Raw genomic sequence first — 13,788 nt, 5'->3', positions numbered from 1 at the left:
GATCGCCGCCGCAAAGTGCTCGGGGTGTGCATCGTCGCCCAGCGTGAGCGGATTGCCGGGCGCCGCGAGATGCGGCAGCGCGGCCGCGACGGCCGACGTTGCGGCAGGCGACCAGTCGGTCAGCACGTCACGCACCTCGGCCACCGCATCGACCGCGAGTTTCGCCACGCCCGCGTCGCTCGTCACGAGCGTCGCCGCCCCTCGCGCGGTGACGCGGCCGACGCCGAGCGTCTCGATTTCGTCGAGCAGATCGTCGAGCGCATCGACGCGCACCATGCCCGCGCGCTGGAATGCCGCCGTGTAGAGCGCGTCGCCGGGATCGGCACGGCCGGTGCGCAGCGCGAGCACCGGCTTGTTGCGTGCCGCCGCGCGCGCCGCCGACATGAACTTGCGCGCCGCGCGCACGGTATCGAGCTCGAGCAGGATCGCGCGTGTGCCGGGATCGCTCGCCAGATAGTCGAGGACATCGCCCGCATCGACATCGGATTCGCTGCCGAGCGCGACGACGTGCGAAAAGCCGAGGCCCCGCGCATCGGCCCAGCCCAGCACCGCGTTCGTCAACGCATTCGATTGCGACACCCACGCGACGCCGCCCGATCGTGCCGTGTAGGCAGGCGCGCCGAAATGCGCATGCCGCGCGGGCGACAACACGCCCAGGCTGCCGGGCCCGACGATACGGAGCACGAACGGCTTCGCCGCCTTCAGCATGCGATCGACCGCAGCGCGATCGGCGTCGGTGCGCGCCTCGCCGACGATCACCGCGACGCGCGCACCCAGCTCACCGAGCTTGCGCACGATGCCGGCCCAGGTCGCGGGCGGCGTGCAGATCACGGCAACCGACGGCGGCGCGGGCAACCGGTCGACGTCGGAAACGACCGCATGCCCGTCCAGCTCGCGATATTTCGGATTCACGGGCCACACGGGCCCCTGGAACGCGCCGTCGAGCACGCGCGACCACACCATCGCGCCGATACTGCCCGCGCGCGACGACGCGCCGACGACCGCAACGGACTTGGGCTGGAACAACGCATCGAGATGGCGAACGGTCACATCGGCTCCCTGCGGTGACGAAAGACGACACGATCGGCTTGCGGCCGGCGGGCCGCGCGCCAATCGACGCGAACCCCAAGCATAGGCGAAGCGCCTGCGACTGCCTATATGCCGAATGGCCGACTATTCGACGGACGTCAACGCTCGCACCATGGACTGCAACACACGCGGCCCCGCATCACGGCGCCGCACGCACGATGCACGCAATGCGGCACGACGCTGCAGCCGCTTTCTCAAAGGTGAGGATTTACAGGAGCCATGGTGAGTATCTTCGGGAATCGCACGACACACCGCGCCAACACGCGAAAGGTGATGAAAATCGGCACCATGCATGCACCGCGAAAATCGCGAATGCCAATGCGTGTGCGTTACGTCATTACACGCTTGTTTACGGAAATTCCCCGCAATATGCGGCCGGATCGCAGCGAATTCGCAAAACAGGAGCCGTTAATTGCGCGACATTGCACTTCAATTCGGCGGGGAAAATCGCATGGCGGCCGCACCAAAACAAAACGGTGCGAAGGCCGGAAGGCCGTTCGCACCGTCAGTCGGTACACGAAAGGTGAGGATTTTCGGGAGTCAGTCCTTGATCAGGAAACGTCCGCGATTCTTGCCGAGCCATGCCGGCGCGCGCCCGCGGCCACTCCACGTTTCGCCCGTCTTCGGGTTCAGGTACTTCGGCGGCAACGTGCGCTTCGGCTTCGCGGTGGCAGCAGCAGTACTCGATCCTGCGGGGCGAAAACCGAGCTCTTCCGGCGTAATGTCGTATTCGTCGATTTTCGCGCGGATATGCGCAATCGCGTCGGCAATCGCCTTTTCGCGTTCCTTGTCGATCTTTTGCTGAAGCCGTTCGAGCTGCGCGCTCAGTTGCCTGTAGGTCGCCATATGGATGGGACTCCGTGAGTGTTATTCGTGAAAAACAAGTGACTCAAAGCAAACAGAAAAGCGCTTCGCCCGATCGTGGTCTCCTCAACCGGTCAGGTCGGGATCAATAACCGCTCTTCTTCTTGCATGCGAAGAGAAGATTTCGCACGGCGTCATCCGTCGATTGCTGGATCACGTCGAAATCGCCGTTGCACATGGCCCGGGCATTGTCCGTGCAATTGCTCCAGTCGTTGCCGGTGCATTGCACCTGGGTGGTCGGGCGCCCGTCCGAAGTGAACAGCGGAGCACCGCCGCCGCACCCGCCGAGCCCTGCAACCAGAGCCAACATCACGGCCACCCGAGGCCACCGACAAACCGACGCAAGCATGTGTTTCATTGTGGTTCCCGTCAACCTTTTTTTGAATGTGGCGAGTATGCCATGGGCGGCCCTTCGACCGTCAGTCCGGCGTGCGGTCGGGTTGCCCGCGCGCCTTGTACGGCAAGCGCTTGCGCGGATCTTCGGTGATGCGAACGAAAACCTGCTCCACGTCCGGAAGCGCCTCGAATTCGCGTTGCAACGCCTGGCGATCGAGCGTCGTATCCGCGCATCCCTCGACGTAGATGAAACGTCGCTGCACGGTGATCCACAGGCTCGTGCCGCGCAGATGATCGGAGCCCGCGAAGTGTGCCTTCGCCGCATCGGCGATCGACGCGTCATACATATAGGAGTTCGGCTTCGTGCAGCGATGCGCGAGCCAGCAGGTCGTGCCGCGTTCGGCGCGGTAGTGCGCATCGTCAGTCATCTCGGCGCGCGTCATCCACGGGCCGAGCGGCAACGGGCATTCGGCCACGTCCTGCGACAGCGCGACGAACGGATCGTTGTACCAGTTGCGCCGCGCGTCTGGAGCGTCGGGCCCGTCGATGTTGCTGGCCTGCGCGAGTGCGGCGCTCGCCAGCACCATGGTCAGCCATCCTGCGATGCCGATTCGCTTCATCGTGATCTCCTGTTCGATGCATTACATCGGGAAGCACCGGCCTCGCCGATCGGCCTACCGGTCGATGCCCAGCGCCGCCAGTTTCTTGTACAGCGTCGCGCGGCCGATGCCGATACGCGCAGCCGCGTCGACGACCTTGCCGTCACAGGCCGCGAGCGCATCGGTCAGGAACTGGCGCTCCCACGCCGCCAGTGCATCGGCATACGAGACGGCCGGCGCACCGGATGCCGTCGGGGCATCGCCCGCGCGCTGCTCGGCCGGCACCGCGCCAACCCGCTGCGCCGGCGCAGCGCCGTCCGGCGAAATGCGCACCGGCCCGAGAAACGGCGCGAGCGCGCGCGCATCGATCACCGAGCGATCCGACAGCATCAGCGCGCGCTCGAGCGTATTGCGCAACTCGCGCACGTTGCCGGGCCACGGATACGCGCACAGCATCCGCAACGCATCGTCGGTCAGTTCGCAGTGTGCGGCGCGCCCGTGCTGCGCGGCCAGCTCCTCGAGCGTCGCGTAGACGAGCGCCGCGATGTCGGAAGCGCGTTCGCGCAGCGGCGGCGCATGGATCGTCAGCACGTTCAGCCGGTAATAGAGATCCGCGCGAAAACGCCCAGCCGCCACCAGCGCCGGCAGGTCGGCCGACGTGGCGGCGATGATGCGCACGTCCGCGCGCACGATCCGGTTCGAACCGACCGGCTCGAACTCCTTGTCCTGCAGCACGCGCAGCAGCTTGCCCTGCAACGGCAGCGGCATGTCGCCGATCTCGTCGAGAAACAGCGTGCCGCGATCGGCCAGTTCGAACTTGCCGACGCGCCCCTTGCGATCGGCGCCGGTGTACGCGCCGGGCGCCGCGCCGAAGAATTCGGTTTCGAGCAGCGTGTCGGGAATCGCGGCGACGTTGACGGTCACGAGCGGCTGCAGCGCACGCGCCGACGCCGCGTGAATCGCGTGGGCGAGCAGTTCCTTGCCGGTGCCCGTCTCGCCGAGCAGCAGCACCGGCGAATCGACTTGCGCCGCGCGGCGCGCCTGGCGCTTGGTCTCGAGGCTCGCGGCACTCGTGCCGACGAAGCTCGCGAACGTGTATTTCGCGCGGCGCGCCTGCGCGAGCGAGCGCTGCGTCGCGATCAGCTGCTGCTGAAGCTGCGCGTAGCGGGAAAAAATCGGCGTGAGGGTCTTCAACTGGTCGAACAGCGCGAAGCCGATCGCGCCGACCGTTTCGCCGGCCTCGTTCTTCAACGGCAGGCGCGTGACGACGAGCGGCTCGCGGCCCGTCTCCATGATGTCGAGCAGGATCGGCTGCCCGGTCGACACGACTTCCCGCATCAGACTGTTCGGGATCACGGCCTCGCAGTCGAGGCCGACGGCCTGCTGCGGATCGGCGAAACCGAAGCGTGCCGCGTAACGCTCGTTCATCCACACGACGCGCGCGTCGCGATCGACGACCACCGTGCCCGCACTCGAATCCTCGAAGGTCCGGAATAGCGACTCGGCGGCGCGCCGCAGCACGTCGCCGTAGTTGACGGGCAGGCGCGCCCAGTCGTTCATCATCGTGTCTTCGTCTCCGTATATTGTCGGCCGGATGTCTCCGGAACGAGACGGATTATCTCACTCTGGAGACACGTCGCAATCCATTGTCGGGGAAAGCCCTGCCCGATTTCGAGGGTCGACCGAACGGCCAAATCGTCTCCAGCTGGAGACGTTTTATGTAGAATCGTCAGACCTGCACCGGCGCGGGCCCGCCGGCCGCCGGCGGGCCCATGTCCGGCGGCGCAATCCGGCCGATGGCACGAAACCTGCACGAACCCGAACTGGTCCGCGGCGCATCGCGCGATCGAACAACAACCAAAGCCATTCCAAGCTTTTAGGAGACTCCCTTGTCTTTCGTGATCGTCCTCGCCGCGCTGGCGTTCCTGATGTTCGCCGCGTATCGCGGCTACAGCGTGATCCTGTTCGCGCCGATCGCCGCGCTCGGCGCGGTGCTCCTGACCGAACCCGCCGCCGTCGCACCGGTCTTCTCCGGCATCTTCATGGAAAAGATGGTCGGCTTCGTCAAACTGTATTTCCCGGTCTTCATGCTGGGCGCCGTGTTCGGCAAGGTGATCGAACTGTCCGGGTTCTCCGAGTCAATCGTCCATGCGGCGATCCGCTACATCGGCCGCTCGCGCGCGAATGCGGTGATCGTCGCGGTGTGCGCGCTGCTCACCTATGGCGGCGTCTCGCTGTTCGTCGTGGTGTTCGCGGTCTATCCGTTCGCGGCCGAACTCTATCGCCAGAGCAACATTCCGAAACGGCTGATGCCCGGCGCGATCGCACTCGGCGCGTTCTCGTTCACGATGGATTCGCTGCCCGGCACGCCGCAGATCCAGAACATCATCCCGACCACGTTCTTCAAGACGACCGCCTGGGCCGCGCCCGCGCTCGGCACGATCGGCTCGCTGTTCATCATCGTCGTCGGCCTCACGTATCTCGAATGGCGCCGCCGTTCCGCGATGGCGAAGGGCGAAGGCTACGGCACGTCGCTCGTCAACGAGCCGGAGCGCGTCGAGGCGAAGGCGCTGCCGCATCCCGCGCTGGCGATCCTGCCGCTGATCCTCGTCGGCGTGTCGAACTTCGCGTTCACGAAGTTGATCCCGCAGTGGTACGGCGCCGCGTCGTACACGGTCGCGCCGGAAGTGCTGCCGGGCGTGCACGCGCCGGTCACAACGTCGATCAAGACGGTCGTCGCGATCTGGTCGGTCGAGGCCGCGCTGCTGCTCGGTATCGTGCTGGTCGTGCTGACCGCGTTCAAGCGCGTCAGCGGCCGCTTCGCCTCCGGCTCGAAGGCCGCCGTCGCCGGTGCGCTGCTCGCCGCGATGAACACCGCGTCGGAATACGGCTTCGGCGGCGTGATCGCCGCGCTGCCGGGCTTCCTCGTCGTCAGCGACGCGTTGAAGAGCATCCCGAACCCGCTCGTCAACGCGGCCGTGTCGGTCAGCTCGCTCGCAGGCATCACGGGCTCGGCGTCCGGCGGCATGAGCATCGCGCTCGCCGCGATGTCGGACCTGTTCATCAAGGGCGCGCAGGCGGCCAACATTCCAATGGACGTGCTGCACCGGGTCGTCGCGATGGCGAGCGGCGGCATGGACACGCTGCCGCACAACGGCGCGGTCATCACACTGCTCGCGGTCACGGGCCTCACGCACCGCGAGTCGTATCGCGACATCTTCGCGGTCACCATCATCAAGACGCTCGCGGTGTTCTTCGTGATCGCCGTGTACTACGCAACGGGGCTCGTGTAAGCGTCGGCATCCCAGGCGGCGCGTCATTCGCCGCCTGCCCTCGCCCTTCAAGATCGGACCGCATGCGCACCGGAACGGATTCCGGAATGCGCATCCGGTCCGATTTCATTTCGCTGCCCGTCGAATCAGGCCAAATCCCCGCCGCAGCGCTTGTACGCGCCCGGCGGCCCCCCGGTCATTGCATAGCCTGCGCCCTTACTCGCCCATTGTTACCGGCAGCAGAACACTGCGTTGGGCGCGATCGCATTTTTCGCGCGGCCGCCCCGGCCTACACTGGTTTCAACGTCGCACGGCGCTTCAACGAACGAAGCGCTGCGATTCACCTGAATCGTGGAGGTCCCGATCATGAAGCGCCTGATCCAAGCCGTTGCCATCGCCCTGGCCGTCTCGGCCCCGTTCGCCGCGCAAGCCCAGTCGAACCAGCCGCTCACGCGCGCGCAGGTCCACGCCGAAGTCAAGGCGCTCAAGCAGGCCGGCTTCCAGTCGAGCGACTGGTTCTATCCGGCCAGCATCGTATCCGCCGAAGCGAAGATCGCCCGCGAGCACGACGCCGGATACGGCAGCGATCGCGGCGCATCGTCGGAATCGGGCCGGTAATCCGTCGTCCAGCCCGCCCGACGATCCTTCCCCGCGTCGTTACGCCTTCACGGGCTGGATCAGCTTCGTGCATGCCGCCGCCTGCGGATCGCCGGCCGGCAGTTTCCCGCACACGCCGTCGAACTGCTTGACGACCGACCTGACCGACGCATCGTGTGCGCCGCTGCCGCGCCAGCGGTTCAGCTGCGTGACGACCTTGGTCAGCGCGCGCAGGTTCGCGCCGTAGAACGCGTCCCGGGTCTTGTCGGCCTGCGCGAGCACACTGGCGGCAATCCCTTCGATGCGCGCCGAATCGTCCGGCGCCAGTTCAACCGCATTCGCGAAGTAGGTCGCGCCCCAGCGCAGCTTCGTCGCCGGGCCGCTCGCCGCGTCGTACGCCTTGCGATACCAGTCGAGCGCGGCCGCCTTGTCGCCGCGCGCCTTCGCGTTCGCGGCCAGCCCCGACATGAAGTAGTACGGCGTGGACGAACGCGGCAGCTCGGCCTTCAGCAACGCATCCGATTCGTCGTACAGCCCCGCGTCGGTCAGCGTGTCCGCGCCTTCGCTGACGAGCGCCTGCCGCTCGTATGCATTCGCCGCGCCCTGCACCGATGCGGCAATCTGCTTGCGCGCGGTATCGGCGAGCGCCGGTGCGGCGAGTGGTGCGCCCTTGCGTGCGTCGCCGCGCGCGAGCAGCACGCGGCCGTGCAGCGCCATCAGCCGGTCGATCGACGACAGCGTGGTGTCGGTCGACAGGCGCGCCAGCGCCGTGTCATACGCGCCGCGCAATTTCGTGCGCTGCGCGTCGTCGCCGCCGAGATACGCGACCACGCGCGCGGGTGCGGCGACCAGCACGTCCGAATCGGCCCGCGACAGCGCGGCATCGTGCAGCACCGTGCGCAGCGAATCGGCGAGCGCGGCCTTGTCGAGCGCGCCGGCCTGCGTCGGATCGTCCGACGCGGCGACCACCGCCGACTTCAGCGCGAAGCGCGCCGATTCGTCTTTCGCACCGGCCGCCCGCGCGCGTTGCGCGAGCGACTGCAGCGTCTGCGCGACACGATCGGCCGGCACCGGCAGCGCGCCGTCGGTATCCCATGAATAGTCGGCCAGCAGGCGCCATTCGTCCGGCGTCAGTGACGCGCCGCTCTTCAGCGCCGTCGCGAGCGTCTGCCGCACCGGATGCGCGGCCGTCATCCCGAGCGACAGCGCCTGCATGTAGCGGTCGAGATCGGCTTCGCCCGGCAGCCGCGTCACTTCGGTGCCGTCGGGACGGAACAGGATCATCGTCGGATAGCCGTGCACCTTGAAACGCTCGCCGAGCTTCTGCGCGCTTTCGGTATCGCCGTCGAGATACACGGGCACGAAGAACGACGAGCGCGTCTTGAATGCCTGCTGACTGAAGATCGTCGACTTCACCTGGTTGCACGACGGGCACCATACCGCGCCCCAGTACAGCAGCAGCGGCTTGCCCTCGCGCTTCGCGAGCGCGAACGCGGCATCGACGTCGCCGTGTTGCCACGCGATGCCGGGCGGCAGATGCGCACCGTCTGGCGATGCGCTCGCCACCGGGGCGCCCGCGGGCGTGGCGGCGGCGAGCGCCGCGCTGGCGGCCACGAACAGGCAGGCGGCGGTGAGATTGCGGAGAACGGTTTTCATCGAAGCGGGTTCCGTTGAAAAAGACGGTTTCAGGGCGATGCCGGGCACGCAACGGGGGCCGTGAAGCGATGACGATGAGGCCGGCCGACAGGCAGCGCCGCGCATGCATCGATACGGAAAAGCGAAGCCGGCCGCAGCGACCGGCAAATCGTTCGACGATACGACGGGTACAGCCGAAGGAAAACGAACGAATTCTCGATTGGATATGACGGGCGGCAGCACGTGCCGCGTGTGCCGTCACGTCGGCGACGGCCAGCCCTTCATTGCCGCGCCTTGATCCGGGCCATGTGATACACGGACGCATGCACGCCGTCGCGTAACGCGTAATCCGGCGATTCGCCTTCGATGCGGAAACCGTGTTTCTCGTAGAGCGCGATCGCCGCGCGGTTGTCGGTGAACACGGTCAGCTCGAGCCGCGTGATGTTCAGCCAGTTCTCCGCGAGATCGATCGCGGCCGCGAGCAGCCGGCCGCCGATGCCGCGCCCGTGACGGGCCGCGTCGACCATCATGCCGAGCGCCGCCGCGTGGCGCCGGCGCGGATTCGGTTCGGGATGCAGGCCGAGATGGCCGACCACCGTGCCGTCGATTTCGGCGACGAGGCTCATGCCGTGCTCGCGCACGCTGTCGAGCCGCTTCTGCCATTTTTCGAGCGACGGAAACGGCTGTTGCAACGTATTCATGTACACCGCGGGATGCGCGGCGATCTGCCGGATCGCGTCGACGTCGTGCGTCTCGCTGTGCCGGATTCTGATATCGGTCATGGGTGGGCCGGGTCCGAAAAGTCACGCCGAAGGCGCGGACTGCGCAGGCGCGCAGCAACGCATCGAGCTTAGCCGATTTCACGCCTTTGAAACACAGGTGTCACGCCGTCGCCAGTCACGTTGCATCCGCAACGAAACGCGCGCGCCATCCACGAAAATCCGGAAAATTCTGACCGGTCACGCCCACGGAGATCGGTAATTTCTTACCGTTTTCAACCCCGCATCGCACCTGAACGAATCGTTGCGCACGCAACGTCACGTGCGCGACATGCGATGTCATTTCTTCATCACGTCCACGTCATGTCGACGCCCTAGACTGGGCGCCGCCGCAGTCCCGCATACGCCGGGTTGGTATGTGTGCCGGCACCTGCCGCCGCGCATCACGAGCGCGCGGCGCACAGGATCGCGACGACGAAGCCGCGGCATCCGCGCGACGTCGGGCGTCGCGTGTCGGGCGCAATGCGTGCCCCGCTGCGACACGCGGCCGCCGCCCCGAACGCGCACGCATCGGCGATCGCCCCGGGGCCGGACGACGCCCGGGCACCCCCAGACGAACGCACGACCGCTCCCACCCTCACAGGACACGAACGCCATGACGTCACGCCGCAAATTCCTTCAGCAGACCGCCGGTTCCGGCCTCGCCGCCGCCGCGCTCTCCGCGTTTCCGCCGAGCATTCGCCGCGCGCTCGCGATTCCCGCCTTCCACGAAACGGGGACCATCCAGGACGTCAAGCACGTCGTGCTGCTGATGATGGAGAACCGCGCGTTCGACAGCTACTTCGGCACGTTCAAGGGCGTGCGCGGCTATGGCGACCGCTTCGCGGTGCCGTCGCCGAACGGCCGCGACGTGTTCTACCAGGCGTACACGAAGGCGACGCCCGCCGCGACCGTGACGCCGTATCACCTCGACGCGCGCCAGGGCAACGCGCAGCGCGCGGGCGGCACGCCGCACACGTGGGCCGACGCGCAGGCCGCGTGGGATCACGGCCGGATGAACCGCTGGCCCGACGCGAAGACGCCGCTGTCGATGGGCTATTACGACGCAGCCGAAGTGCCGTTCCAGCGCGCGCTCGCCGATGCGTTCACGCTGTGCGACCACTACCACTGCGGGATGCACACGGGCACGATCGCGAACCGCCTGTTCTACTGGAGCGGCACCAACGGCCCGAACGGCATCAGCCCGGCCGATGGCAGCCGCGTGAAGATCGCCGCGCTGAACAACCAGTTCAACGGCGGCAACGACATCGGCCCGTCGAGCCAGGGCTGGACCTGGACGACCTATGCCGACCGGCTGCAACAGGCCGGCGTGAACTGGAAGGTCTATCAGAGCCTGATCGACAACTTCGGCTGCAACGAGATGATGAGCTTCCGCCACTGGCGCGCTGCGATCGAGCAGATGCCGGCCGCGCGCCGGCCCGCGTACGTCGCGTCGACCGACATCACGCAGCCGGTGACGGCGGCCGGCGCGTTCTACGATCCGGCGATCGACGATCCGCTGAGCCCGCTCGCGAAGGGCTTCGGCAACACGATGCCGTACGGCTTTCTCGAAACGTTCCGCGACGACATCCGCAACGGCAAGCTGCCGGAAGTGTCGTGGATCATCCCGCCGTCCGCGTACAGCGAACACCCGGGGCCGTCGAGCCCCGCGCAGGGCGGCTGGTACGTGCAGGCCGTGCTCGACGCGCTGACGGCGAACCCGGAGGTCTGGAGCAAGACCGTGCTGCTGGTGAACTACGACGAGAACGACGGCTTCTTCGACCACATGCCGTCGCCGGCCGTGCCGTCGCGCAACGCCGACGGCACGCTCGCGGGCGGCCATACGCTGTCGGCCGCCGACGTCGCGGCCGAGTACCACGACTTCGCGCCGGCCACGTCGAGCCAGCCGGCCGTCGATGGCCGTCCGTACGGCCCGGGCCCGCGCGTGCCGATGTGGATCGTGTCGCCGTGGAGCCGCGGCGGCTGGGTCAACTCGCAGGTGTTCGACCATACGTCGACGCTGCGCTTCCTGGAGAAGCGCTTCGGCGTCGCGGAGCCGCAGATCAGCGCGTACCGCCGCGCGGTGTGCGGCGACCTGACGAGTGCGTTCAATTTCCGCACGCCGAACAACGAGCCGCTGCCGACGCTCGCGGGCCGCACGACGAAAAGCCAGGTCGACGCGCTGAGCGCCGCGCAGCAAACCGCGCCGAAGATCGTGCCGCCCGCCACGCCCGCGCCGCCCGCACAGGCGACCGGCGTACGTCCGTCGCGCGCGCTGCCGTACGAACTGCACGCGAGCGCGCGCACCGATGCCGGCACCGGCACCGTCACGCTGAAGTTCGCGAACACCGGCCGCGCCGCCGCCGTGTTTCACGTCTACGACAAGCTGCACCTCGACCGGCTGCCGCGGCGCTACGTCGTCGAGCCCGGCAAGCGGCTGCACGGCGACTGGGCCGCGCGTGCCGACGATGGCGGTAAATATGACCTGTGGGTGCTCGGCCCGAACGGCTTTCACCGCCGCTTCACCGGCGACCTGAGCCGCTTGGCCGGGGCGCGCGCGCCGCATCCGGAAGTGCGCGTCGGCTATGCGGGCGCGAGCGGCAACCTCCACCTGCGGCTGCGCAACGACGGCGGCGGCACGGTGCGCTTCACGGTGAAGTCGAACCAGGCCTACGGGCCGCTGTCCGGGCGGGGCGGGAACGACGACCACGGTCATGGCCACGGCAACGAAAACGGCAACGGCCATGGCACCGGCACCGCATGGACCGTCACGGTGCGCGCCGGCGACCAGTCCGAACTGCACTGGAAGCTCGACTCGACCGGCCATTGGTACGACTTCATCGTCACCGCCGACAGCGACGCGAGCTTCTCGCGCCGCGTGGCCGGCCGCGTGGAAACCGGCCGCCACTCGGTCAGCGACCCGGCGATGGGGCTCGCCGACCGCTTCTGACGCCACTCGGCGACGCGCGGTGCAGCGCGTGTCGCCGCCCGCGCCGGCGTGGCCGCGAACGCCATTCGGGTACCGGTTTCGGCCGGCGCCCGAACCGGCGGAAACGCCCGCCCGGCGCCGCTCAAACATCAGAAGGATCGGTGGTATAGCCCTCTTTTCGTCCCCACGAAAATGCTCCGTGTCGCGGCCCGTTCGCGTTAAACTGCGTCAAGCTGTATTCAACAAAGACATCTTTGCCGCCACGGCATCCACGACACGAGGATAGGTTCGATGCGCACTACCGGCTCATCCGGGGCAATGACCCTGCTCACCGAACACGACGCGGCCGACGGCCGCGAACTGCGCTCGCTCCGGCTCGAGGCAACGGGCGACGGCAAGAGCGTGCTGCTGATCGAGATCGACGAACGCAAGCCCGGCATCCACCGCGAGGTCCGCTACGAGATCACGCCGGCCGAACTGATCGCGGCGATCCGCTCGCACGGCGCCGAGCTGCCCGGCGAAAACCACGGCGCCGCATCGCTCGCCCGTACGCCTTCCTGATTCCGAACGGTGAGCCGCGTGCAACGCGCCGGCTCACCCACATCCCCCTGCCGCCGTCAGGCGCTTTGCGTCATTCCCGCCGCTGCCTTGAAAAAGGCCGATAATCGGCGCATCTGCATTTCCCGCCCACGCGTTTCCTTTTCGGCCAGCCGTCATGCTCCGTGACCTCGTCGCCCAGTACGGGCCGCTTCTCGTATTCGCCAACGTGCTCGCCGCGGCGGTCGGCCTGCCGGTGCCCGCGATGCCGACGCTCGTGCTGTTCGGCGCGATGTCCGCGATGCACCCGGCGATGATCGGCTCGCAGCTCGTGACGGTCGTGGCGCTGTCGGTGCTCGGCGCGCTGATCGGCGACACGGTCTGGTACGTCGCCGGGCGGCGTTACGGCGGCACGACGCTGAAAACGATCTGCCGGCTGTCGCTGTCGCGCGATACCTGCGTGAAAAAGACCGAGCGCTTCTTCGGCCGCTATGGCGTGCGCGTGCTCGCGGTCGCGCGTTTCATCCCGGGGTTGTCGCTGGTATCGGTGCCGATGGCCGGTGCGCTCGGCACGCGCTATCGCACGTTCGCCGGCTACGACGCGCTCGGCGCCGCGCTGTGGACGATCGTCGGGCTGGGAGCCGGCCTCGTGTTCTACCGGCAGATCGACTGGCTGTTCGCCGGCGCGAGCCGCCTCGGCCGCGCGGTGCTGCTGGTCATCGTCGCGCTGCTCGCCGTCTATGCGGCCGTGCGCTGGATGCGTCGCCGCGCGCTGATCCGCCAGCTCGCGAACGCGCGGATCGGCGTCGATGAACTCGACGTGCTGCTGCGCGACGCCGCCGCCCCGGTCGTGCTCGACGTCCGCTCGCCCGAGCACCGCAAGCTCGACCCGTTCACGATTCCCGGTGCGCAGTTCGCCGACGAGCGCCAGATCGGCGACATCGTCGCACGCTATCCGCTCACGCAAAAGTTCGTCGTGTATTGCTCGTGCCCGAACGAGGTGACGGCCGCGCTGATGGCGAAGCGCCTGCTCGATGCAGGCTTCACCGATGCGCTCGCGCTGCGCGGCGGGCTCGACGCATGGCGCGATACCGGCCGCCAGCTCACGTCGCTCGTGGAAGAGATGCCCGCCGCGAACGATCCCGTGGCGGGCTGGCACAAGCCGGCCTGAT

The 13,788-nt window shown here is 67.7% G+C and carries 12 protein-coding genes; 5 read left to right on the top strand and 7 right to left on the bottom strand.

The annotated features are described in order from the left end of the window. From AP428_RS27945 to AP428_RS27925, 5 genes are all read right to left on the bottom strand, one after another. Positions 1–1,050: CoA-binding protein (locus tag AP428_RS27945; protein ID WP_197285611.1), on the bottom strand; the 1,050-nt coding region annotated here is incomplete at its 3' end. A 579-nt stretch (positions 1,051–1,629) separates the two neighbouring features. After that, complete coding sequence (locus tag AP428_RS27940; RefSeq protein WP_011548903.1) at positions 1,630–1,935, bottom strand: H-NS family nucleoid-associated regulatory protein; 306 nt, start codon at positions 1,933–1,935, stop codon at positions 1,630–1,632. A gap of 103 nt (positions 1,936–2,038) precedes the next feature. Continuing rightward, positions 2,039–2,311, bottom strand: coding sequence for a hypothetical protein (locus tag AP428_RS27935; protein WP_011548902.1), 273 nt, complete (start codon positions 2,309–2,311; stop codon positions 2,039–2,041). Between the two features lie 61 nt (positions 2,312–2,372). Then, on the bottom strand, positions 2,373–2,909 hold the full coding sequence (locus AP428_RS27930; protein ID WP_011548901.1) for a BON domain-containing protein: 537 nt from the start codon (positions 2,907–2,909) through the stop codon (positions 2,373–2,375). Positions 2,910–2,963: 54 nt separating this feature from the next. Then, the gene (locus tag AP428_RS27925) at positions 2,964–4,451 is read right to left on the bottom strand and encodes a sigma-54-dependent Fis family transcriptional regulator (protein ID WP_011548900.1); all 1,488 of its coding nucleotides are present in this window, start codon (positions 4,449–4,451) and stop codon (positions 2,964–2,966) included. A gap of 326 nt (positions 4,452–4,777) precedes the next feature. Between AP428_RS27925 and AP428_RS27920 the strand changes: the two genes are divergently transcribed. Then, positions 4,778–6,181, top strand: coding sequence for a GntP family permease (locus AP428_RS27920; RefSeq protein WP_011548899.1), 1,404 nt, complete (start codon positions 4,778–4,780; stop codon positions 6,179–6,181). Positions 6,182–6,526: 345 nt separating this feature from the next. Further along, positions 6,527–6,778 (top strand): DUF4148 domain-containing protein, encoded by a 252-nt coding sequence (locus tag AP428_RS27915; RefSeq protein WP_011694888.1) that lies wholly within the window; start codon positions 6,527–6,529, stop codon positions 6,776–6,778. 39 nt (positions 6,779–6,817) lie between these two features. Here the strand turns inward: AP428_RS27915 and AP428_RS27910 are convergent, their stop codons facing one another. Beyond that, positions 6,818–8,413 (bottom strand): thioredoxin family protein, encoded by a 1,596-nt coding sequence (locus AP428_RS27910; RefSeq protein WP_011694872.1) that lies wholly within the window; start codon positions 8,411–8,413, stop codon positions 6,818–6,820. A 260-nt stretch (positions 8,414–8,673) separates the two neighbouring features. Further along, positions 8,674–9,174 (bottom strand): GNAT family N-acetyltransferase, encoded by a 501-nt coding sequence (locus tag AP428_RS27905; RefSeq protein ID WP_011548896.1) that lies wholly within the window; start codon positions 9,172–9,174, stop codon positions 8,674–8,676. Positions 9,175–9,766: 592 nt separating this feature from the next. On the opposite strand from AP428_RS27905, the gene AP428_RS27900 reads away from it, so the two are divergent. The 3 genes from AP428_RS27900 to AP428_RS27890 all read left to right on the top strand — a co-directional run bounded on the left by AP428_RS27900 (position 9,767) and on the right by AP428_RS27890 (position 13,787). Continuing rightward, positions 9,767–12,100 carry a phosphocholine-specific phospholipase C gene (locus AP428_RS27900; protein WP_011548894.1) on the top strand — a complete coding sequence of 778 codons (2,334 nt, stop codon included), beginning with the start codon at positions 9,767–9,769 and terminating at the stop codon, positions 12,098–12,100. Positions 12,101–12,370: 270 nt separating this feature from the next. Then, positions 12,371–12,640, top strand: a complete 270-nt coding sequence (locus AP428_RS27895; protein ID WP_006480304.1) for a hypothetical protein — start codon at positions 12,371–12,373, stop codon at positions 12,638–12,640. A gap of 154 nt (positions 12,641–12,794) precedes the next feature. Beyond that, entirely contained in the window at positions 12,795–13,787 is a 993-nt protein-coding gene (locus AP428_RS27890) for a DedA family protein/thiosulfate sulfurtransferase GlpE (protein WP_011548893.1), read from the top strand. Position 13,788: the final 1 nt, after the last annotated feature.

This window comes from Burkholderia sp. E168m22 (assembly GCF_001319805.1).
GTDB classification, from domain to species: Bacteria; Pseudomonadota; Gammaproteobacteria; order Burkholderiales; family Burkholderiaceae; genus Burkholderia; species Burkholderia orbicola.
The sequence above is the reverse complement of the archived record's forward strand: the minus strand, read 5'-3'. Positions and strand labels throughout refer to the sequence as shown.